The organism is Streptomyces sp. NPDC051214 (assembly GCF_040682375.1).
GTDB lineage: Bacteria > Actinomycetota > Actinomycetes > Streptomycetales > Streptomycetaceae > Streptomyces.
The window spans coordinates 157700-178642 of record NZ_JBFBAT010000003.1 but is presented as its reverse complement, the minus strand read 5'-3'; the positions used below and the strand labels follow the sequence as shown (position 1 = coordinate 178642).

General features: G+C 71.2%; 19 protein-coding genes and 1 pseudogene. 7 read left to right on the top strand and 13 right to left on the bottom strand.

The genetic code is table 11. The annotated features are described in order from the left end of the window. Positions 1–43 precede the first annotated feature (43 nt). The 4 genes from AB0M70_RS08875 to AB0M70_RS08860 are packed head-to-tail and all read right to left on the bottom strand — an operon-like array spanning position 44 to position 4677. Positions 44–1408, bottom strand: coding sequence for a GH1 family beta-glucosidase (locus AB0M70_RS08875; RefSeq protein WP_365817904.1), 1365 nt, complete (start codon positions 1406–1408; stop codon positions 44–46). Between the two features lie 44 nt (positions 1409–1452). Next, a complete protein-coding gene (locus tag AB0M70_RS08870; protein WP_365817902.1) occupies positions 1453–2349 on the bottom strand; it encodes a carbohydrate ABC transporter permease in 897 nt (298 codons plus the stop codon). After that, positions 2342–3319, bottom strand: coding sequence for a sugar ABC transporter permease (locus tag AB0M70_RS08865; protein WP_365818757.1), 978 nt, complete (start codon positions 3317–3319; stop codon positions 2342–2344). Before AB0M70_RS08865 ends, AB0M70_RS08870 begins: the two co-directional genes overlap by 8 nt. A gap of 35 nt (positions 3320–3354) precedes the next feature. After that, positions 3355–4677 (bottom strand): sugar ABC transporter substrate-binding protein, encoded by a 1323-nt coding sequence (locus AB0M70_RS08860; protein WP_365817900.1) that lies wholly within the window; start codon positions 4675–4677, stop codon positions 3355–3357. Positions 4678–4865: 188 nt separating this feature from the next. Here AB0M70_RS08860 and AB0M70_RS08855 point away from each other — a divergent pair, with 188 nt between their 5' ends. Then, positions 4866–6170 carry an ROK family transcriptional regulator gene (locus tag AB0M70_RS08855; RefSeq protein WP_365817898.1) on the top strand — a complete coding sequence of 435 codons (1305 nt, stop codon included), beginning with the start codon at positions 4866–4868 and terminating at the stop codon, positions 6168–6170. Here AB0M70_RS08855 and AB0M70_RS08850 read toward each other — a convergent pair. Beyond that, a pseudogene (locus AB0M70_RS08850) lies at positions 6167–6529 on the bottom strand (transcriptional regulator); the annotation flags it as partial. The gene AB0M70_RS08855 and the pseudogene AB0M70_RS08850 sit on opposite strands and share 4 nt — an antisense overlap. 117 nt (positions 6530–6646) lie before the next feature. On the opposite strand from AB0M70_RS08850, the gene AB0M70_RS08845 reads away from it, so the two are divergent. Next, positions 6647–7336, top strand: a complete 690-nt coding sequence (locus AB0M70_RS08845) for a YoaK family protein (RefSeq protein ID WP_365817896.1) — start codon at positions 6647–6649, stop codon at positions 7334–7336. Positions 7337–7340: 4 nt separating this feature from the next. On the opposite strand, the gene AB0M70_RS08840 is transcribed toward AB0M70_RS08845, so the two are convergent. Then, entirely contained in the window at positions 7341–7805 is a 465-nt protein-coding gene (locus AB0M70_RS08840; RefSeq protein WP_365817894.1) for an SRPBCC domain-containing protein, read from the bottom strand. 10 nt (positions 7806–7815) lie between these two features. After that, entirely contained in the window at positions 7816–9138 is a 1323-nt protein-coding gene (locus tag AB0M70_RS08835; protein ID WP_365817892.1) for an MFS transporter, read from the bottom strand. 207 nt (positions 9139–9345) lie between these two features. On the opposite strand from AB0M70_RS08835, the gene AB0M70_RS08830 reads away from it, so the two are divergent. Next, positions 9346–10167, top strand: a complete 822-nt coding sequence (locus tag AB0M70_RS08830) for a DUF1963 domain-containing protein (protein WP_365817890.1) — start codon at positions 9346–9348, stop codon at positions 10165–10167. A 51-nt stretch (positions 10168–10218) separates the two neighbouring features. Here the strand turns inward: AB0M70_RS08830 and AB0M70_RS08825 are convergent, their stop codons facing one another. Continuing rightward, positions 10219–10779, bottom strand: a complete 561-nt coding sequence (locus AB0M70_RS08825; protein ID WP_365817888.1) for an NAD(P)H-dependent oxidoreductase — start codon at positions 10777–10779, stop codon at positions 10219–10221. Between the two features lie 133 nt (positions 10780–10912). On the opposite strand from AB0M70_RS08825, the gene AB0M70_RS08820 reads away from it, so the two are divergent. Further along, complete coding sequence (locus AB0M70_RS08820) at positions 10913–11578, top strand: TetR/AcrR family transcriptional regulator (protein ID WP_365817886.1); 666 nt, start codon at positions 10913–10915, stop codon at positions 11576–11578. On the opposite strand, the gene AB0M70_RS08815 is transcribed toward AB0M70_RS08820, so the two are convergent. From AB0M70_RS08815 to AB0M70_RS08805, 3 genes are all read right to left on the bottom strand, one after another. Beyond that, positions 11567–12223: a M15 family metallopeptidase gene (locus tag AB0M70_RS08815; protein WP_365818755.1), complete on the bottom strand. Its 657-nt coding sequence runs from the start codon at positions 12221–12223 to the stop codon at positions 11567–11569. The genes AB0M70_RS08820 and AB0M70_RS08815 overlap by 12 nt on opposite strands. Positions 12224–12243: 20 nt before the next feature. Then, positions 12244–12795, bottom strand: coding sequence for a DinB family protein (locus AB0M70_RS08810; RefSeq protein WP_365817884.1), 552 nt, complete (start codon positions 12793–12795; stop codon positions 12244–12246). Positions 12796–12865: 70 nt separating this feature from the next. Then, positions 12866–14647 carry an ABC transporter ATP-binding protein gene (locus AB0M70_RS08805; protein ID WP_365817882.1) on the bottom strand — a complete coding sequence of 594 codons (1782 nt, stop codon included), beginning with the start codon at positions 14645–14647 and terminating at the stop codon, positions 12866–12868. A gap of 186 nt (positions 14648–14833) precedes the next feature. Here AB0M70_RS08805 and AB0M70_RS08800 point away from each other — a divergent pair, with 186 nt between their 5' ends. Together AB0M70_RS08800 and AB0M70_RS08795 are read left to right on the top strand one after the other, a co-directional pair. Beyond that, a complete protein-coding gene (locus tag AB0M70_RS08800) occupies positions 14834–16834 on the top strand; it encodes an AAA family ATPase (RefSeq protein WP_365817880.1) in 2001 nt (666 codons plus the stop codon). Positions 16835–16996: 162 nt separating this feature from the next. Beyond that, positions 16997–17425, top strand: coding sequence for a hypothetical protein (locus tag AB0M70_RS08795; RefSeq protein ID WP_365818753.1), 429 nt, complete (start codon positions 16997–16999; stop codon positions 17423–17425). 54 nt (positions 17426–17479) lie between these two features. Here AB0M70_RS08795 and ccrA read toward each other — a convergent pair whose 3' ends face one another. After that, positions 17480–18760 carry a crotonyl-CoA carboxylase/reductase gene (gene ccrA, locus AB0M70_RS08790; protein WP_365817878.1) on the bottom strand — a complete coding sequence of 427 codons (1281 nt, stop codon included), beginning with the start codon at positions 18758–18760 and terminating at the stop codon, positions 17480–17482. 195 nt (positions 18761–18955) lie between these two features. On the opposite strand from ccrA, the gene AB0M70_RS08785 reads away from it, so the two are divergent. Then, positions 18956–19939 carry a fatty acid desaturase gene (locus AB0M70_RS08785; protein ID WP_365817876.1) on the top strand — a complete coding sequence of 328 codons (984 nt, stop codon included), beginning with the start codon at positions 18956–18958 and terminating at the stop codon, positions 19937–19939. On the opposite strand, the gene AB0M70_RS08780 is transcribed toward AB0M70_RS08785, so the two are convergent. Next, a complete protein-coding gene (locus tag AB0M70_RS08780) occupies positions 19881–20903 on the bottom strand; it encodes an alpha/beta hydrolase family protein (protein ID WP_365817874.1) in 1023 nt (340 codons plus the stop codon). The two genes, AB0M70_RS08785 and AB0M70_RS08780, sit on opposite strands and share 59 nt — an antisense overlap. Between the last annotated feature and the right edge of the window lie 40 nt (positions 20904–20943).

The following is a 20943-nucleotide window of genomic DNA, read 5'->3' as shown; positions in this document are numbered from 1 at the left end:
CGGACCGGCGGAGAGCCGGGAGCCGCCGCCGGTCGTGCGCGCGTCAGGCGGCGCGGTTCACGCGCCCCTGGTGACCGCGGATGATGTCGGCGTAGCGCAGGCCGCTGCCCTTGACGGTGCGCCGCTGCGTTTCGTAGTCGACGTGCACCAGGCCGAACCGCTTGTCGTAGCCGTAGGCCCATTCGAAGTTGTCGAGCAGCGACCACGCGTAGTAGCCGGCCAGCGGCGCTCCCTTGCGGGCCGCGCTCGCGCAGGCGGCGAGATGGCGCACCAGGTAGTCGGTGCGCTCCTGGTCGTCGATCGTTCCGTCGGGGCGTACGACGTCGGGGTAGGACGAGCCGTTCTCGGTGACGTACAGCTTGCGTGCCCCGTACTCGTCCGTCAGGCGCAGCAGGAGCGTCTCGATGCCGTTCGCGTCGATCTCCCAGTCCATGCCGGTGCGGGGGACTCCCTCGCGGCGCACCTGGTGGGCGTAGGGCGCGGGGCCCGCGGGGTCGTCGGAGACCACGGCCGGGAAGTAGTAGTTCAGGCCCAGCCAGTCGAGCGGCTGCGCGATGGTCGCCAGGTCGCCCGCCTTCTCCGGCAGTTCGACCCCGTAGACCTCCCGCATGTCGGCGGGGAAGCCGCGGCCGTGGACCGGGTCGAGCCACCAGCGGTTGGTGTGGCCGTCCACGCGGCGGGCGGCGGCGACGTCCTCGGGGCGGTCGCTCGCGGGCTCGACCGTGGAGAGGTTGTTGACGATGCCGATCTGCGCGCCGGGCGCGGCGGCGCGGATCGCCTGGGTGGCGAGGCCGTGCCCGAGCAACAGGTGGTACGAGGCGCGCACGGCGGCGGTCAGGTCGGTCAGGCCCGGTGCCATCCGCCCTTCGAGGTGACCGATCCAGGCCGAGCAGAGGGGTTCGTTGAGCGTGGCCCACTGGGTGACGCGGTCGCCGAAGCGCTCGGCGGCGACGGACGCGTACGCCGCGAAGTGCTCGGCGGTCTCCCGCTCGGGCCAGCCGCCGCGGTCCTGGAGCACCTGCGGCAGGTCCCAGTGGTAGAGGGTCACCGACGGGGTGATGCCGGCGTCGAGCAGTCCGTCGATCACCTGGTCGTAGAAGTCCAGGCCCTTGGCGTTGGCCGGTCCGTCGCCGCCGGGCACGACGCGCGGCCAGGCGAGGGACAACCGGTAGGCGTTGGTGCCCAGTTGCTTCATCAGCGCGATGTCCTCGCGCCAGCGGTGGTAGTGGTCGCAGGCCACGTCGCCGTGGTCGTCGTTGTCGATCTTTCCGGGGGTGTGCGAGAAGGTGTCCCAGATCGAGGGGGAACGGCCGTCCTGGGTGACGGCTCCCTCGATCTGGTACGCCGATGTGGCCGTGCCCCACGCGAAGTCGTGCGGAAGTGCGGCAAGGTCGATGAGCTCGGACACAGACGTCCTCTCAGACGTAAGGGGATCGGGTGTGAGGGAGAAGGTCACTTGACGGCTCCGGCGGTGAGGCCGGCGACCAGATAGCGCTGGAGCAGGAGGAAGCCCGCGACCACCGGCACGCTGACGACCAGCGACGCGGCCATGATCTGGTTCCAGTAGACGTCGTTCTGGGTGGAGTAGCCCTGCAGGCCGATGGCGAGGGTGCGGGTGGCCTCGTTCGTCATGACGGAGGCGAAGAGCACTTCTCCCCACGCGGTCATGAACGCGTAGACGGCGACCGCGACGATGCCGGGGATCGCGGCGGGCACCACGACCCTGAAGAGCGCGCCGATCGGCCCGCAGCCGTCGACGAGCGCCGCCTCGTCCAGGTCGCGCGGCACGGAGTCGAAGTACCCGATCAGCATCCAGATCGAGAAGGGCAGCGAGAAGGTCAGATAGGTGAGGATGAGCCCGGCCCGCGAGCCGAACAGGGCGATCCCCGTGGCGTTGCCGATGTTGACGTACATCAGGAACAGCGGGAGCAGGAACAGGATGCCGGGGAACATCTGGGTGGACAGGACCGTCACCGTGAAGACGCGCTTGCCGCGGAACTGGTAGCGGCTGACGGCATAGGCGGCGAAGACGGCGATCACCACCGAGCAGACGGTGGCCGCGCCCGCCACGATCAGCGAGTTCATGAAGTAGTCGGCCAGCGGGACGGTGTTCCAGATGTCGATGTACGGGCGGATCGTGAGCCCGCTCGGCATCCAGCGGAACTTGCCCGACACGTCTTCGAGGGGCTTGAGCGAGCTGGACACCATCACGAACACCGGAAGCAGCACGAAGCCCGTGAGCAGCGTCAGGAAGATCCGCCGAGACCAGAGGAACGAGCGGGGCGCCGCCATCGGCGACCGGGGCTTCGCGGCCCCGCCCGGCCGCACGGCCATGCGGGCGCTAGACATGAGCGGACTTCCTCTCGCGTGACGTGACCCGCAGGTAGACGCCCGTCACCACGAGCAGGAAGAGGAGCAGCAGGACGGACATGGCCGAGCCGGTGCCGAAGTTCCAGGTGACGAACGAGGACTGGTAGATGTGGATCGAGACCAGGTCCGCGGCCTCGGGCGCCGACCTGCCGAACAGGACGTACGGCGTGTTGAAGTCGTTGAACGTCCACAGGAACAGGACGAGCACGAGGACCTGGTTGACGGGGCGCAGGGACGGCAGCGTGATGCGGCGGATCTGCTGCCACATGCCGGCTCCGTCGAGTGCCGCGGCCTCGTACATGTCCTTGGGGATGTTCTGCAGCCCGGCCATCAGGATCAGGAAGGCGAACGGCCAGCCCTTCCACACCGAGACGGTGAGCAGTGCGACGAAGCTGTTGTCGCCGATGAGCCAGAAGGGCGCGCTGTCGGTGAGGCCCAGCTGATCGTGGAGCACGTGGTTGATGAGCCCGTTGTCACGCTGGAACATGAAGCCCCAGGTGATCACGGCGGCGTACACGGGCAGTGCGTACGGGACGAGGAAGAGCGCCCTGAGGAAGCCCCTCCCCTTGAACGTCTCCTGCAGATAGATCGCGGCGGTCGTCCCGATCAGCCAGCACAGGCCGACCGAGAGCACCGTGAACGCGCAGGTGACGAGGAACGAGTGCAGCAGCGCCTCGCCCACCGGCGCGTCGAAGTCCACCGCGATCTTGTAGTTGTCCAGGCCGGACCAGGGCGCGGCGCCCCAGTCGCGGATGAAGAACTGGGTGAGCTCCTTGAAGCTCATCACGATGCCGATGACGATCGGCAGCAGATGGACGAGGAGTTCGAGCAGGAGGGCCGGAAGCAGCAGGAGGTAGGGCAGGCCGATGCGGCGGAGCCGCCCGGGACGGCGGCGCGGGCCGCCCTCCGTCTTCGGGGCGGTCGCGGGCGGCTCCTTGGGGCCCTGCACGACGGTCGTGCTCGTGGTGGTCACGGACGTGTCGCTCACTGCTGGGACATCTGCTGCTGAGCCTTGACCAGTTCGGCCTTCACCGACGCGGTGGTGACCTCACGGCCGTCCGCGGCCTTCGCGAAGAGGTTCTTCACGGCGGTGCCGACCGCGGTCTCGAACTGCGACTCGTTGGCCACCTGGGGCAGCGGCGCGGCGCTCTTGGCGAGGGTGTCGCGCAGGACCTTCAGCTCGGGACGGTCGAAGGCGGGATCCTCCTGGGCTGCCTTGACGGGCGGCACGGAACCGTAGGACTTGCAGAGGATCTTCTGCTCGGCGTCGCTCGTCATGAACTTCACGAACTTCAGCGAGCCGTCGATGTTCTTGGTGTTCTTGAAGACGGCCATGTTGATGCCGGCGACCATCGAGTTGGTGGCCTTGCCCTGGCCCGGCGCGCCGGAATCGACGGGCACGGGCGCCACGCCCCACTCGTCGTCGCTCATGCCCTGCGACTTGAAGGTGGTGGCCGCCGCCTGCCACAGCACCATCGCCGTCTTGTCCTTGGCGAAGTCGCTCAGGGACTGGTTCTGCGCGTACTCGGCGTTGCCGGGCGCGATGATCTTGTCCTTGCCCATCATGTCGACGTACTGCTTCACGGCCGCGACCGCGCCGTCGGAGGTGAAGTCGGCCTTGCCGTCCTCGGTGAAGAAGTCGGCGCCGTGCTGCTTGCCGAGCGCGAAGACCTGGTGGATGTTGTTGGAGAGGTTCGCCCCCTCCGCGCCCAGGGCCCACTTGCCGCCCTTGGAGATCTTCTTGCCGTCCTCGACCAGCTCGTCCCAGGTGGCGGGCGGCTTGTCTATGCCGGCCTCCTTGAACATCTTTTTGTTGTAGTAGAGGGCGTACGCCATGGAGTACAGCGGTACGGCGGCCGGGTCCTTGTCCGGTGCCCCTGCCGAGCCGAGCGCGGACTCCACGAAGCGGTCCTTGCCGCCGATCTTGTCGAAGTTCTTCTCGTCCCAGGGCAGCAGGGCTCCGCTGGCCTGCAGGGACGCGCTCCAGGTGTTGCCGATGTTCAGGACGTCCGGCCCCTGACCCGATGTCGTCGCGGTCAGGATCTTGTTGAGCAGCTCCGACCAGGGGATGACCTCGAGCTTCACCTTGATGCCCGTCTTCTTCTCGAACTTGTCGAGTTCGGGCCTGAGGATCTTCTTGTCCGCCTCGATGTTGGGCCCTTGGTTCGACGCCCAGTAGGTCAGCGTCTTCGGCGAGTCGTTGGACCCCTCGCCACCCGTCGTCGAACCGCCTCCGCAGGCGGTCGCGGTGAGGGCGAGCGAGAGGGTGACGGCGCCGACGGAGGCGGCGGCTCGGAATCTGCGCATGGCTCCAGGTGTCCCTTCCGGAGGGAGTCATGGGGCGGATGGCCCAACACCGGACCGAACCGGCGCTGTGTTCAACTCTTGAATGACCTCATGACTTAATTTAGGACGTGAGTTAAACCGGCAGGGAAGATACCGTCAAGGGGTCACACAGAACCAACTTCGAGGCAGAGCAGGCCGGAAGGAACCACATGGCTGGGCAGCGCAACGGGCGCACGGTGCACGACCTGCGGCGGGAGAACCGCGCCGCCGTACTGCAGCGGCTGTACTTCGAGGGGCCCATGAGCCGCTTCACGCTCGGCCCCGCCACCGGACTGAGTTCAGGTTCCATCAGCAATGTCGTGGCCGAACTGGTGACGGAGGGGTGGGTGGAGGAGGCGGGCAGCGTGGAGTCCGACGGCGGACGCCCGCGTACGCTGCTGCGGGTCGCGCCCGGCCGCGGTCAGCTGATCGGCGTGGACGTCGGCGAGACCCGCGTACGCGTCGAGCTCTTCGACCTCTCCCTGTCCGAACTCGCCCGCGCCGAGCGCCCATTGACCCTTAAGGGCCACGACGTCGGCGGCATCACGGAACTCATCCGCGACGGGATCGGAGAGGTGCTCGGCGCCGGCGGCGTCACCGGGGAAGGACTCCTCGGCGTCGGGATCGGCGTGCCCGGCATCGTCGCACGCGACAGCGAACTCGGCGCCGTCGTGCACGGCCAGACCATCGGCTGGAACGCGGTCCCGCTGGAATCCCTGCTGCGGGAGACCGGCCCGGGTGCGTCCCAACTCCCCGACTCCGTGCCGTACTTCATCGACAACGGCGCCAAGACCCTCGGCCAGGCGGAGATGTGGTTCGGCGCGGGGCGCGGGACACGCAACGCGGTGGTGGTCCTGTTCGGCTCCGGCGTCGGCGCGTGCGTGGTCACCGAGGACGTGGAGCAGGGCCGCGCCCTTGAGTGGGGCCATCTCACGGTACGGGTGCAGGGCAGACGGTGCCGGTGCGGGGCCCTGGGCTGCCTGGAGGCGTACGCGGGTGCGGAGGCGCTGCTCGAACGGTGGCAGGAGGCGGGCGGGCGCCCGCCCGGGGGCACCGACGAGGAGAGCGCGCTCACCGCCATGCTCAACGCCGCCTATCCCGAGGACGGCGGCGCGGCCGACCCGACGGCCCTTGCGGTGCTCGAAGAGACCGCCGAGTACCTGGGCGCGGGCCTCGCCGACCTGATCAACCTCTTCCAGCCGGAGCGGATCCTCGTCGGCGGCTGGGCCGGACTCCAGCTCGGACAGCGCTTCTTGAGCGCGGTGAAGCGGTACATCCCGACCTACGCCCTGTCCTACCCGGCGGGGCGCGTCGCCATCGACCTGGGCCGCCTCGGCCCGGACGCGGTGACCGTCGGCGCCGCGACGCTCCCGCTGGCCGACTTCTTCGCCCGCGGCGGACGCCGCGCCGCACCGGCACGAGAGGCCGAACTGCCGGGCTGGCAGACGGCGTTGGAAGGACGTACCCCCTCCTAGAGGCGCCCTCCGGGGATGTGGGAAGCACGCGGGGCATCCTCGGCGGTCACGCCCTGCCCGAGGAGAGTCACGGCCTCCCTCGACGGCGAGCCCGGCTCGGTCACGGCGAGCACCAGGTGCTGGTCCTGCGCCTGAGGGAGATTGAGGCTCTGCTGGGTGACGGTGAGGGTGCCGACGAGGGGGTGGCGCATCTCGTAGTGTGCGACATCGCAGGGGCGCACCCGGTGGCCGGTCCACAGGGCGGCGAACTCCGGGCTCTTTACGGTGAGTTCGCCGATGAGCGAGGTCAGCAGCGTGTCGTCGGGGTGGCGTCCCGCGACCATCCGCAGATTCTCGACGACGGCCCCGGCCTTCGCCGTCCAGTCGCTGCTGGACGGTCCACGACGATCCGCGCGGTGACATCCGCCGGGCCTGGAGGCGGTGAGCGGGTGGCCCGTGCGGGTGCGGCGCGGGCCTGTGTCTGCCGAAGAGACGGTATGAACTCATTGCTCGACCGGGCCGCCGTCTTCCTCTTTCCCGACACCGAGGGCCACCACGGCGTGCTGCCCCCGCTCCTCGTCGTGCTGACCTTCGTCACGGGGCTTGTCGACGCCGTCAGTTATCTGGGCCTCGACCGTGTCTTCGTCGCCAACATGACCGGCAATGTGGTCTTCCTCGGCTTTGCGCTCGCCGGTGACGTGCAGCTCTCGGCGACCGCGTCGCTGCTCGCGGTCGGCGCGTTCGTGGCGGGGGCGTGGGCGGGCGGCCGGATCGCGCCGCGGGTCGCGCGGCCGCTGCGGCTGTTCGCGCTCCTCGTCGGAGGGCATGCCGTACTGGTGGCGGCGGCCCTGCTGCTCGACCTCGCGGCCGACGCGCGGCACGCCCTGATCGTGCTGCTCGCGCTCGGCATGGGGCTGCAGAACGCCGTGGTCGGCAAGCTCGCCGTACCCGACCTGACCACCACGGTCCTCACGCGGACCCTGACCGGCCTGGCCTCCGACCGGCTCGGCCCGGCGTCGGTACGCAGGTCCGTGTCCGTCGCCGCGATGTTCGCGGGCGCCCTCGTGGGCGGGCTGCTGCAGATCCACCACGGCACGGTCGCCGCCCTTGCGCCCGCGCTCGCGCTGCTTGCCGCCGTGACCTTGGCGGCGGCCCTGCCCGGTGCGACGGCGCCGCGTGGGGGCTGAGCCGCTACCGCGTCTTCTCGACGAGCCGGGCGAGGTTCGCCAGCGCCATGCGCGTCCCCGTCTCGTTGTCGGCGACGGGAACGCTGTCGGGGATTCCCTCGTGCAGGACCAGGACAGCGGTTCCGCCGCCGGCCGCGTCGGTGAGCGTGGTCGTCATCGTCATGGTGCCGCCCAGGCCGGGGTCGTCGGTCTCGAATGCGAGCACCTCGACCACCTGCTCGTCCGGCACGAGCCTCGCGAAGTGGCCGTGGTACGTGTCGGTGTGCGCGGCCGATTTACCGGTGCCCGACTGCCCGTCGTAGGTGAGCGAGACGCGGAAGCGTCCGCCTTCGCGGGCGTCGAAAGCGTGCACGTGACTGCTCATGCCGTCCGGGACGCGCCAGCGCGCGATGGCGTCCGCGTCGAGGAGCGCCCGGTAGACGGCCGCACGCGGGGCGTTCACGTGTCCGGACACCTGTGTCGAGTACATGCGGGCCAATCTAGGACGCCGGCCGCTCGCGCGGCAGGTCGTCCTCCTCCGGAAGCCGCCGCCCCAGGCGTGCCAGCGGGGACAGGGCCATGAACAGCGGGGACAGCGCCAGACAGACGGCTGTCAGGAGCAGACTCGTCCGCAGGCCCCACGCCCCGGCCAGGAATCCGCCGAGGAGCGATCCGACGGGCGTCAGGCCCATGCCGGCGAAGTTGATGGTCGCGACGACGCGTCCCTGCATGGGCACGGGCGTGATCGCCTGTCGTACGGCCATGAGCGTGACGTTGACCAATTGGCCGAAGGCTCCGAAGACGAAGTTGATCGCCATGAGCGAGCCGATGGTGAGGGCCGACGAACCGTGCAGGGCAGGCACGCAGAGCATCACCCCGTCGGCGAGCACCGCCGAGGCCACCACGACCCTGCCGTAGCCGAACCTCTCCGGAAGCCTCGCCGCGAGCACCGAGCCCACCACCGCGCCCGGCCCCATGGCGGCGAGCGCCAGGCCGACCGCCAGGCCCGACAGGTGCAGTTCGCGCGGCAGGAAGAGCAGGTAGACGGTCATCACGGCCGCGAACGAGAACTGGAAGAGGGCGGAGGCAAGCCCCACGGACTGCAACGAAGGACTACCGACGACGAAGCGGAGACCTTCCTGGATCTGTCGCCGCACACCCGCGGGCCTGTCGGACGCTGGCCCGTCGGACGGAGTCCGCGAGGGCAGCACCTCCTGGCCTCGGATGCGGCGGATCGACACGAAGGACACCGCGAAGGCGAACGCGGCGGCCAGCGTGGCGAGCGGTGCGGAGAACAGCGACACCAGGGCGCCGCCGAGCGCCGGGCCCCCGATCTGCGCGGCGGATCTGCTGCCTTCGAGCGCGCTGTTGCCGCTCAGCAACTGTTCGCGTCTCAACAGCCGTACCAGCGACGCCTGATAGGCCACGTCGAAGAACACGCCGAGGACGCCGACGAGGAAGGCGACCACGAGCAGCGCCGGCATCCCGAGCACTCCGAGCAGGTACGCGAGGGGGATCGCGGCAAGCGCGAGGGCACGCCCGAGGTCGGCGACGACCATGACGTCGCGGGCGCGCCGCCGGTCCACCCACGCCCCGGCGAACAGCGAGAAGAGCAGGATCGGCGCCTGCTCCACCGCGCGGAGGGTGCCGAGCTGACCGGCGCCGACGTCGAGGGCCAGCACGGCGACGAGCGGCAGCGTCACGTGACCGGCCTGCGCTCCGAGCTGCGAGGCGGTCTGCCCCGACCAGAGCCTGCGGAAGTCGGCGTCACGCCACAGGCTGGACCGGGGGCGCGCGGAAACGGCACGAGAAGCGGACGGCACGGAAAGCCCCTTGAGGCGGAGAAGGTGACGCGGTGCCGCAGCTCACGGGCAGCGCGCGATGACGGGTCGATGACGACCCACGACGTCAACGCGCGCTTCGGCGACCGGGCATCTCAACTCTCCAAGGGGTAGGCGGCGTCGGCAGGCTACCCGTCGGCCACGCCGCCCCGGAAACGCTTTTCCCGGGGCTCCGCGTACTCTCGGCGCATGACCCGCCGCACGCCGCCGCGCCCCGTGGACGTGGAGCGGCTCTTTCCCGAGGTCGTGCGCTTCAAGAAGGATGCGGTGCGGCTGCACCCGCGCGCGGGCGACCCGACGTACCGCGAGAGTTCCATCGGGGGCCCCTTGCTCTGGCCCGCGCGGGAACCATGGCCGGTGTGCGCCGAGCACGGCGGGGCGCCGATGGTGGCCGTCGCGCAGATCTACCGTGGCGACGTCCCGGACGTCGTCGCCTTCCCGGAGGGGTGCGACGTGCTCCAGGTCCTGTGGTGTCCGCGGCGGCACCACGACGGCCCGTGGGTCGTCCCCCGCATCCACTGGCGGGCGGCGGCCGACGTGCGCCAGGTGCTCGCCGCTCCGCCGCTTCCGGCGCAGCGGCGCGAGAACTACGTGCCCCGGCCCTGCGTCGTGCATCCGGAGCGGGTGACGGAGTACCCGAGCTGGGATCTCGACGACACGATCTGGGATGCCCTGGAGGGGCGGTTCGCGCAGGTGGAGAAGGAGACCGGCTGGGACTACCAGTACCACCTGTCCACCGCGCCGGGCACGAAGCTGGGCGGGTTCCCCGGCTGGGGCCAGGACCCGCAGCCCGCGTCCTGCACGCGGTGCGGCCGGCCGATGGAGCACCTGCTGACGTTCGAGAGCGCCGAGGGTGACGCCGAGTCCGCGCGGGCCTGGACTCCTGTCGAGGACCGCGAGGCGCACGTCGAACACGCGGGGATGAGGTTCGGCGACATGGGCGGGGTCTATCTCTTCGAGTGCCTCACCTGCCCGGACCGCCCGAACACGCACCGCGTCGACTGCGCGTAGCCCCGGCCGGAGCGGACCCGGCCGGGGCTGTGCGCGGTAGACGCGGAGAGGTCAGGCAGCGGCAGGCGTGGCCTGCTGGGTGAGGCGGGCGACGACCTCGGTGAGGGCCGTGACCACCTCGGTGTCGTCGGCCGGGTGGAGCTCGGCGAAGCGGGTCAGGGAGGCGGGGATGGACAGCTTGACGTCCTCCACGACCACGCCGCCCGCGATGCCCGCGGCCTTGCGCGCGTCGTCCTGCGCCCACACGCCGCCGTACTGGCCGAAGGCGGTGCCGACGACGGCGACCGGCTTGCCGGAGATCGCACCGGCGCCGTACGGGCGGGACAGCCAGTCGATCGCGTTCTTGAGCACGGCGGGCATGGTGCCGTTGTACTCCGGCGAGAAGAGGAGGAAGGCGTCGGCGCTCCCGGCGACCTCGCGCAGGCGGGCGGCGGCGGCCGGGACGCCGCCCTCGACGTCGACGTCCTCGTTGTAGAAGGGCACGTCCGCGAGGCCCTCGAACAGCTCGACGTCCACACCTGCGGGCGCGTGCTTGGCGGCGGCCTCGGCGAGCTGGCGGTTGTGCGAGCCGGCGCGGAGGCTGCCGACGAGGGCGACGATGCGTACAGACATGGCGGAACTCCTGAAAAGTGGGGCGGGACTCTCACATACGGACGACAAATCAAGCGGACCGGGGTCCGTTTAAAGTTGTACCACCGATCCGGACCGCGGTCCACTTAGTGGCTCGGGGCGCTACGCTGGATTCATGACCGGCTCCGTTCTCCCGCCTCTCCCCTCGCCCGACAGACCGGGCGGGTCGACCGAGCTCGCCCTCACCGCGGTGGGCGAGCCGCCGTCGCTCAGGGCCGACGCGGCGCGCAACCGCACGCGGCTCCTCGAAGCCGCCTCACAGCTGATGGCGGGGTGCGGCGCCGCGCAGCTGACCATGGACGCGGTGGCCACGGCGGCAGGGGTCGGCAAGGGGACCGTCTTCCGGCGCTTCGGCGACCGCACCGGGCTTCTGGTCGCCCTGCTCGACCACCGCGAGCAGCAGCTCCAGGCCGCCTTCCTCTCCGGACCCGCCCCGCTGGGGCCCGACGCCCCGCCCCTGGAGCGGCTGCACGCGTTCGGGCCCGCGCTCATCCGCCACGAGCGCGACCACCACGAACTGCTCCTGTCCTCACGGACCGACCCACTGCGCACCTATGCCGTCCCGGCGAACCGGCTGCGGCTCACGCACGTCACGATGCTGCTGCGCCAGGCGGGCGTCGCGGGTGACGCCGAACTCCTGGCGCACACCCTGCTCGGGTCGGTCGACGGCGTCCTCGTGCACCACCTCACCGTCGAGCGCGGCATGCCGCTCGACCGCGTGGAGGCCGGGTGGCACGACCTCGTCACCCGCCTTGTGACACCGCCGGCCTCACCCGCCTGATCCCGCCGCCCCGTAGAGGGCGTGCGGCGCACCCGTGGCCAGGGCCCAGTAGCGGTCTCCGTACGACCAGTGCCACCACTCGGTGGGGTAGTTGACCAGGCCCGCCTGCCGCAGCGCCGTCCCGAGGATGTCCCGGTTGCGCCGGGCCTCGGCGGTGATGTTGCCGGCGTCGGTGTAGCAGGCGCCCTCGCTCTCCTCGGGGTCCGCGTTCATCCGGGTCCCGAGGTCGAGTTCGTGGCCGTCGGCCCCGGCGAGGGTGAGGTCCACGGCACAACCCGCGCTGTGCGGTGCTATCTCGGGCGGAGAGACATAGCGGCTGGCCGCCGCGTGCAGGCGTGCGGCGGGCCAGCCGGGATGCAGGGCCCTGAGCTGACCCTCGTACTCCTCGAAGTAGCCGCGCTGCAGCCACGGCGGCCGGTAGCCCTCGACGAACAGCAGGCGCAGCCCGTCGGGCAGCAGCGTCTGGGCGTGCAGAAGGCGGGCCAGGACGCCTTCGCGCAGCCGGGCGAAGGCGTCCTCGGGGTCCTGGGCGCGGGTGTCGACCAGGAGCGTGCCCTCATGGCGTACGTCCACCAGGCGCTCCCCGCACTCCCGGACCGGTACGGCGGCCACCCTCGGGTCGGACATCAACGTGATCTCGCTCAGATTCATGAAGTGATCATCGTCTACACGCCGATCGCGCCGTCGATCCGCTCGCGGAGCAGGTCGGCGTGGCCGTTGTGCCGGGCGTACTCCTCGACCATGTGCAGGAGCACCCAGCGCAGCGACACCGTCCCGCGCCATCCGTCGTCGCCCTCGATGTCGAGGTCGGGCGCTTCGGCCACCAGGCGGTCGGCGAACGCCACCTCGGCACGCCAGGCTTCCCACGCGGCGGCGACGACTGCCGGATCGGGGACGGCGCCGTCGAAGTCCTGGTCAGGGTTCTCGTCGGAGCCGAAGAGGGGCGGCGCTTCCTGCCCTGCGAGCACGCGCCGGAACCATCGGCGCTCCACATCCGCGAGGTGCCGGACGAGACCGAGCAGCGAGAGCGTGGAGGGTTCCACGGACCGCAGGGCCAACTCGGCCTCCAGGCCCGCGCACTTCAGCTCCAGCGTCGTGCGCTGGGCCGCGAGGACCTCGACGAGCATGCGCCGCTCGTCGCCGGTGGTGGGTCCGGCCAGCCTGCCGTCCCGCTCTTCGTCCACGAACAGTTCCGCACGTCTGCGTCCGCTGGTCATGCCCGCCATCCAATCCCGGGTGTGACGTCCGGGGCCAGCCCTTTTCGGCACCCGTGCGGCGGCGGTGCGGTCATGCCGACGTGGCGAGGAACTGGGTCGCCGCCAGCTCCCCGTACAGCGGGTCGGCGGCCACCAACTCCTCGTGGGTGCCGGACGCGCGGACCCGCCCCGCGTCCATCACCACGATCCGGTCGGCCAGCGTCACCGTCGACAGGCGGTGCGCCACGACGAGGACCGTCACCTCACGCGACACCTCGGCGACCACGTCACGCAGGGCCAGTTCGTTCACCGCGTCCAGCTGCGAGGTGGCCTCGTCGAGGAGCAGGAGGCGGGGCTTGCGCAGAAGCGCCCGCGCGATGGCCACCCGTTGGCGTTCGCCGCCGGACAGCTGGGAGCCACGGTGCCCGACCAGCGTCTCGAGACCGTCCGGCAGCCGGTCGACGAGTGCGTCGAGCCGCGCCCGTACGAGGACGTCCCGTATCTCGTCGTCGGTCGCGCCGGGCGCTCCGAAGAGGAGGTTCTCGCGCAAGGTGCCCGCCAGGACGGGCGCGTCCTGCTCCACATAGCCGATGACGGAGCGCAGTTCGGCGAGCGGCCACTCCCGCACGTCGCGGCCGTCGACCAGGACGCGGCCGCCCGTGACGTCGTAGAACCGCTCGAGGAGGCCGAAGACGGTGGTCTTGCCCGCGCCCGAGGGGCCGACGAAGGCGGTCATGCCGGGGCCCGGGATGTCGAAGCTGACGCCGTGATGGACGTACGGAAGCGTCTCCCGGTAGCGGAAGGTCACGTCCTCGAAGGCGACCGCGGCGGGACCGCGCCGCCCCGCGTCCGCGGCGGGCTCGGTGACGTCCTCCGTCTCCAGGCGTTCGGCCCGTACGATCCGCGCGATGGCCGCGGAGCCCACCTGGTACTGCGAGACGCCCTCGACGAGCCGGGAGACCGGGTCGATCAGGTAGAAGAGGAAGAGCAGGAAGGCCACGAGCGTCGAGACCGAGATGGCGCCGGAGGCGACGCGGGCGCCGCCGATGCCCAGGACGGCGAGGAAGGAGACCTGCACCGCGAAGCCGACCGAACTCCACGCCACCGCCTGCCACTTGGCGGAGCGCACCCCGTGCCGCCAGGCCTCCTGCGCGGCGGCGCGCACGGCCGCGGTCTCGCGCTCCTCGGCGCCGGACGCCTTGAGTGTGCGGAACGCGCCGAACGCCCGCTCCAGCGCGGTCGAGATCGTGCCGACCGCTTCCTGGGCCCGCTCGGTCGCCCGCGCGATCTTCGGCATCACCAGGGCCACGGCGCCGCCGATGAGCACGATCACGCCGAGGGTGACGCCGAGCAGGACGACGTCCATGAGACCCATCATCACGACCGTCGCGATGAAGGTGAGTCCGCCCGCGACGGCGGACACCACGGACTGGGTGGTGACCGCGCGCAGCAGTGTCGTGTCCGAGGTGATCCGGGACATCAGATCGCCGGGCTGGGTGCGCTCCACCTCCGGCAGACGCAGACGCAGGAGCCGTCCGATCAGGGTCCGCCGGGCCGCGAGCACCACGGATTCGGCGGTGCGTTCCAGGACGTACGCGCCGATCGACTCGATGGCGGTGCCGAGGACCACGAGCGCGGTGAGCAGGACGATGATGCCCGTGATCGAGTCGTCGCTGCCGAGCCGGTCCACCAGGGCTTTCGCGGCGAGCGGCTGGGCGAGGCCGGTCGCGGCGCCGATCAGCGTGCACAGGGCGCCGAGCGCGACGACCCAGCGGTGCGGGCGGAAGTAGCGGTACAGCGCCCGCCAGGTCTCCCCCGCGGAAAGCCGCTCCTGTCTCTGGTGGGCCGGCTGCTCCGGCTCGTTCTTGGTCACGTGGAACAGGACGCCGGTGCGGCTGATCTGCCTGAGCGGCCGGCCGGAACTTCACCCCGCGATCCGCCCCGTAACCCAGATCGGGACGCGGAGTTAGAGGATCTGGCGAATTCATTGCAGAGACGATTCTGCAGGGCAGTGTGGCGTAGGGCGGGCGGCATGGCCTGCGGCATGGAAGGGCCCGGCATGAAGGAGATGGCAGGGCGAGTGCGTGTGCGCGGGGGTGGCCTGCTCGGCCGGACCGATGAGCTGACGGCGCTGCGCCGCCTCCTTGCCCGGAGCAGGCTGGTGACGGTGACGGGCGGCCCGGGCGTCGGCAAGAGCACCCTGGCCGCACACGCCGCGGCGGCGGTGGGCAGCCAACTGACGGACGGCGTGGTCATCGTGCGCTGGTGGGACGGCGGCCCCGCACGGGGGCAGTCGGTGGCACGGGCGGTGCTCGAGGCCATGGACGGGGAGTCGGGCGGGGTGCCTGGAGTCGCCAGACATGTGTCCGGCGAGCCCTCTGGTGAAGGCGGGCGCGGCGTTGGGGTGGGGGGACCGGGTGGTGAGGGGGAGCTTGTTGCGCGGCTTCGTGGGCGGCGGGTGCTTGTCGTGCTTGATGACCTTGATCCCGTACGGGAGGAGTGTCTACGGCTTGTGCAGTCGTTGCTGCTGCTGGCGCCGGGCGTGCGCGTACTCGCCACGGGGCGGCAGCCGCTGGGCCTCGGACAGGAGTTGGTGCTGCACCTCAGGCCGTTCCCCGTCGGCGTAGGCGCACCCGGTACGGGGGAAGGACCGGGGCCCGCGGTGGTGTTGTTCATGGAGCGTGCGCGTGGGGTCCGGCGCCGGACGGGCACGGGGCCGGCCCCGGGGACCGCCGCACCCGACGAAGCCGAACTGCGTGCCGTGAGCGACATCTGCGCACGGCTCGAAGGCGTACCGCTCGCCGTGGAACTCGCCGCCGCGCAGACCGCCCTGCATCCGCCGGCGCGGCTCGCGCAGATGCTGCGGCTCACCCAGGGCTGGCTCGACAGGCCGCAGGCGCCGGTGCGGCGCCACCGGTCCCTGCGGGCCGCCGTCGGCGCGAGTTACGCGCTGTGCGGGCAGGACGAGCGCAGCGTCTGGGCGCGGCTCAGCGTGTTCCCCGGCGAGTTCGACGAGGACGCCGCCGTCCACGTGTGCGCGGGCGGCGGACTCGACCAGCGGCGGGTGGCGTCCTGCCTGGCCCGCCTCGTCCTGGCCTCGGTCCTGGAACCGGTGCGTGACCCCGGCGGCGTGCTGCAGCCCCGCTACCGGCTGCCCGCGGCGGCCCGCGGCTTCGGCGCCGAACGCCTGGAGTCCGCGGGCGAGTCCGCAGCCGCGGCAGCCCGCCACCTCGACTGGTACCGCACCGTCGCCTCCACCGCCCACCAGCTGTGGAGCACCGGACGGCACGAGCAGGCCACCCTGCTGCTGCGCGACGAGGAGCCGAACCTCCGCACCGCCCTCGAGCGGGGCCCGGACAGCGCCGACCGGAGTGCGGCCGCCCTCGGCATGGTCGTGGACCTGTGGTTCTGGTGGGCGGTCTGCGGACACGCCGCCGAGGGGCGCGAGCATCTGCGGCGGCTGCTGCCGCTCGGGTCCGCGGACAGCATGGGCCACGGCCAGGCCCTGTGGCTGGCCGGCTGGCTCGCGGCCTGCACGGGCGCGCCGGAGGCCGAGGAGCTTCTCGGCCAGGCCTGGCGGGCCGCCATGCTCTCCGGGGACGACGCGACCATCGGCCGGGTCGCCCACGTACAGGGCATCATCGCGTTGCGCGACGGCGAGACGGAACGCGCCATCGAGCACTTGCGGGAGGCCGCCCACACCGTCCCCGTCCACGCCGACCACGGCCCGCCCGCCGCGGTCAGCTGGGCCGGGCTCGCCGTGGCGCAGGCGCGCGTCCGCCCGGCCGACGCCCTGCACAGTGTCCGCCGCGCGTCGGCCGGCACGCAGACGCGGCACGACATATGGGCGCGCTCCATGACGCAGTACGCCCACGCCCTCGTCGAGCATCTGCGCGGCCGGCACAGCAGTGCCTGGCGCCGGGCGCACAAGGCACTCGCCGGAGTCGTCTCCGTCGCGGGGCCGTTCGGTGCCGCCTCGGTCCATCAGTTGATCACCGCGATCGAGCGCGGCCCCGCGCCCGGCGCGGTCGAGTGGACGCCGCCGTGCGGGTGGGATTGACCCGGACGCGTGAGGCACTCGGGTCAAGTTACATAAAATACGCCTCTTCATCTGATTCGTTCATCTTGCGGCGGTCTACACATGGTTCGACCAGGAAGCGAGCCCCCGCGCAGCCGGGTCCGAGCGGGAATTCAACGGACAGATGGAGACGAGAAGTTGACCGTGAACCGGTGGAAGCCGACGTACGCATCGGTGAAGTACATGTCAGTGGCGGGCATCGCGGCCCTGGCCGTCCTGGCGGGCCCCGCGGCGGCCGGTGCCGGCGCCGTGAGCCCGCACATCTCTCCCGTGGCCGGCGCCGCCACGACCGCGGCCCCGCGCCCGACACTGACGGCGAAGTCGACCACGGCCAAGGTGCGCGCGTGGCAGAACTTCTACATCTACGGAGTCGGCCGCAACATGAAGGCCGGTACGCGCGTCACCCTGCAGCAGAAGCAGGGCAAGCGCTGGGTGTCGCTGCCCGCGTCGGTCTACACCGCGCGCAACGGAACCTACAAGATGCGCGTCAAGCTGGGCCTCAAGGGCCGCAACGCCCTGCGCATCGTGGGCGGCCGCGCCATCTCGCCCGTCGTCTTCGTGACGGTGCGCTGAGCACGGACGCGCGCGAGACGGGCCCTCCCATCGAACGGGAGGGCCCGTCTCCGCTCAGGTCAGGGTCGCACTCCGCCTCCCCAGACCCGTTCTCGGCGCGAGCGCGAGCACGCCGACCTTTCCCGTGTGGCGGTTCGTCTGGACGAGACGGGCTGCCTCGGCGGTGTCCTGGAGGTCGTACGTCACCGAAAGCGCGGGCCGGATGTGTCCGAGGTCCAGGAGGCGGGCCACCGCGGCCTGTTCCTGGAGATTGGCGCCGTGGCTGCCGATGACGCGCTTGAGGCGCATCCAGAGGTAGCGGTTGTCGAACTCGTGGAGATAGCCGGTGCTCGATCCGCAGGTGACGACGGCGCCGCCCCGGCGGACCACGAAGACGGAGACCCCGAAGGTCGCACGCCCGACGTGCTCGAACACGATGTGCGGGTCCTCCCCCACCGCGGCACGGATCCGCTTGCCGAGCTTCTTGCCGACCGCCGCCGGATCGGCCGGAGCGGTGCCGGTCAGCCCGATCTCGGCGCGATTGATCACCGCGTGGCAGCCGAAGGCACGGGCGCGCTCCGCCTTCTCCTCGCTGCCGACCACGCCCACCGCGATGCCGCCGCCGTTGCGGACGAGCTGCGCCGCGTACGCGCCGAGGCCGCCCGCCGCGCCCCAGATCAGCACGACGTCGCCCTGGGTCATCCGCGCGCCGCGGTCACTGACCAGCATGCGGTAGGCGGTGCCCGCGCACAGCGGACTCGCGGCCGCCTCCTCCCAGGTCAACCGGTCCGACTTGCGCAGGAGTTGACTGGCGCGGGCCACGCAGTAGTGGGCGAGGCCGCCGAAGTTGGTCTCGAAGCCCCAGGCAAGCTGCGCGTCGCCCAGCATGCCGTCGGCGTGGGTCGCCGGTTCCTCGTCGTCCACGTAGGCGGGGCTGACCACGACCTCGTCGCCGATGTTCCAGCGGCGCACCCCGGCCCCCGTACGGACGATGACACCGGCCGCGTCCGAACCCACCACGTGGAAGGGCCGGTCGTGCCGCTCCGCCCATCCCCCTTGCGCGCCGAAATGCCGCAGGAAGGAAAATGTGGATAACGGCTCGAACATCGCCGACCACACGGTGTTGTAATTTATTCCGCTCGCCATGACGGCCACCAGGACTTCGTCCGGGGCGAGTTCCGGCATCGGCACCGGGCCGACATGAAGTGTCTTTCGGACATCTTTGTCCGCGACCCCCGTGAAACTCTCCACGTCCTCCCTCCGCAGATGCGCGGCGGTGAATTCGGCGGGTACGGGAAGCCGGCGCAGCTCGTCCGCCTCGGCTCCCGCGACGACCGCTTCTGCGAGCACATCCATGAGGTTCCTCCTTCGGCACACTTGTCCAACGGGTCCATACAGTGCGGTCGAACACCTGCTCTCCACAAGCAGATCGGCCGCAATTCACCGGGATCGCTAATCCAACCAGGGTCCTGTCATCACTTTCCGAGTAGAGGCCTCCTTAATTCCGTCGCTAACGTCCGGCTCACCCGCACTGGAAGGTGAGTAGATCTCATGGAAGATGCGAGTGTGAGCGCCGCTACGGGCGAACGCATGGGCACAGCGGACCGGATCGTCGTGGGGGTTTTCGTCGGAATTCCCTTTGTCGCGGTGATCGCGTCCGTCGTCGTGCTGTGGGGGTGGGGGGTCACCTGGCACGACCTGGTGATCGGCGCGGTGATGTACGCCATCGCCGTGCACGGCATCACCGTCGGCTACCACCGCCTGTTCACGCACAAGGCGTTCAAGGCCGCCCGCCCCCTCAAGATCGCTCTCGCGGTGGCCGGGACGATGGCCGTCGAGGGTGACGCGATCACGTGGTGCGCCGATCACCGCCGCCACCACCGGTTCGCGGACCAGCCGGGGGACCCGCACTCCCCCTGGCGGTTCGGGACCTCCGTACGCGCCCTGCTCAAGGGCATGGTCTGGGCGCACGTCGGCTGGACCTTCAACAACGACAAGACGGACCAGCGCAAGTACGTCCCCGACCTCCTCGCCGACCGTGACCTGGTCCTGGTGGCGCGCTGGCAGCCGCTGATCGTGCTGTTCTCGTTCGGCGCGCCCGCGGTGGCGGGAGGTCTGTGGGGTGAGGGCGCCTGGGACTCCGGCGCCGCCTGGTCCGCCTTCTTCTGGGCGGGTCTCGTCCGCATCGGTCTGCTCCATCACGTCACCTGGTCGATCAACTCGATCTGCCACATCAGCGGGGACCGTCCCTTCCGGGTCCGGGACCGTTCGGGGAACGTCTGGTGGCTCGCGCCGTTCTCCGGCGGCGAGTCCTGGCACAACCTCCATCACGCCGACCCGACGTCCGCCCGCCACGGGGTGCTGCGCGGTCAGCTCGACTCCAGCGCCCGGCTGATCCGCCTCTTCGAGCTGGCCTCGTGGGCGAGCGCGGTGCGCTGGCCCGACGAGCGGCGGCTGGCCCGCATCTCCGCCGACGTCAGGCCGCCTGCGCGGGAAGCCCAAGGCCCGCCGCCAGCGTCGGCCAGGAGGCCTTGAACTCCCGCTGCCAGGACGGCCAGGCGTGGGAGCCGCCGCGGTAGAAGTTGACCGTCGCCGGGACGCCGGCGCGGTCCAGCTGCCGGGCGAACGCGTGCGCCTGGCTCCACAGCGTGCCCTCCAGGATCGCGCCCTCGAGGTTGCCGAAGTCGCTGCTGGGGATGCCGCTGCCCTGCGAGACATAGAGCCGGGTGCCCGCCAAGTTCTTGGCGAGGGCGGCGGGGTTGTGGCGGTTCCAGTTCTCGCGGTGCAGGAAGGGGCTGCCCCAGAGGGCGGAGGGCAGCTGGAGCTCCCGGGCGACGATGGCGTTCATCACCGTCGGCATGCCGAGGGCCGTGGTGTCCAGGACGCCGCTGTAGGAGGCCGCCGCGCCGAAGGTACCGGGGTGCCGGGCAGCGAACGCCATGGCGCCGTAGCCCCCGGTGGACACTCCGGCGACGGCGCGGGTGCCGTTGGCCCGGTAGGTGGCGCGCAGAAGTCCCGTCAACTCCTCGACCTGGAACGTCTCGTAGTCGGGGGCGGTGGGGCTGCCGTGGTTCCACCAGTCGGTGGGGATGCCGGTGGGGCCCGACGCGGGGATCACGGTGAGGACGTCCTTGTCGGCCAGGAACTCCTCGACGTCCGTCTCTCGGGTCCAGGACGTGTAGTCGTCGTGGGCGCCCTGGAGGAGGTAGAGCACGGGCCAGGTGCGGTCCGGCTGTTCCTCGAAGCGGGCCGGCAGGATGACGCGTACGGGGAGCTGCTTGCCCACGGCGGGTGAGTCCACGGTGAGGTCGACGGTGCGGGAGTCGATCCACTTCTCGCCGACGACGCGCGGGCCGTCGGCGGCTCGGGCTGCCGCCGGGGCCGCGGTGGGCGCACCCAGGGCGGTGGAGGTGCCCAGGGCTCCGCCGGTGGCGAGGAGCGCGGTGGCCGCGGCGAGGGCGGCCAGCTTCTTGCGTGGTCTGCGGTGTTTCTGCGGCATGGACGCGGTCCTCTTCTCGGACGGGCGGACGGTTTGGGGG

Coding starts and splice junctions, on each gene's coding strand:
- AB0M70_RS08830 (WP_365817890.1), top strand. CDS start 9,346: ATGACCCGCCGCACGCCGCCGCGCCCCGTGGACGTGGAGCGGCTCTTT.
- AB0M70_RS08810 (WP_365817884.1), bottom strand. CDS start 12,795: ATGACCAGCGGACGCAGACGTGCGGAACTGTTCGTGGACGAAGAGCGG.
- AB0M70_RS08845 (WP_365817896.1), top strand. CDS start 6,647: ATGAACTCATTGCTCGACCGGGCCGCCGTCTTCCTCTTTCCCGACACC.
- AB0M70_RS08870 (WP_365817902.1), bottom strand. CDS start 2,349: ATGTCTAGCGCCCGCATGGCCGTGCGGCCGGGCGGGGCCGCGAAGCCC.
- AB0M70_RS08855 (WP_365817898.1), top strand. CDS start 4,866: ATGGCTGGGCAGCGCAACGGGCGCACGGTGCACGACCTGCGGCGGGAG.
- AB0M70_RS08860 (WP_365817900.1), bottom strand. CDS start 4,677: ATGCGCAGATTCCGAGCCGCCGCCTCCGTCGGCGCCGTCACCCTCTCG.
- AB0M70_RS08800 (WP_365817880.1), top strand. CDS start 14,834: ATGAAGGAGATGGCAGGGCGAGTGCGTGTGCGCGGGGGTGGCCTGCTC.
- AB0M70_RS08820 (WP_365817886.1), top strand. CDS start 10,913: ATGACCGGCTCCGTTCTCCCGCCTCTCCCCTCGCCCGACAGACCGGGC.
- AB0M70_RS08840 (WP_365817894.1), bottom strand. CDS start 7,805: ATGTACTCGACACAGGTGTCCGGACACGTGAACGCCCCGCGTGCGGCC.
- ccrA (WP_365817878.1), bottom strand. CDS start 18,760: ATGGATGTGCTCGCAGAAGCGGTCGTCGCGGGAGCCGAGGCGGACGAG.
- AB0M70_RS08825 (WP_365817888.1), bottom strand. CDS start 10,779: ATGTCTGTACGCATCGTCGCCCTCGTCGGCAGCCTCCGCGCCGGCTCG.
- AB0M70_RS08780 (WP_365817874.1), bottom strand. CDS start 20,903: ATGCCGCAGAAACACCGCAGACCACGCAAGAAGCTGGCCGCCCTCGCC.
- AB0M70_RS08785 (WP_365817876.1), top strand. CDS start 18,956: ATGGAAGATGCGAGTGTGAGCGCCGCTACGGGCGAACGCATGGGCACA.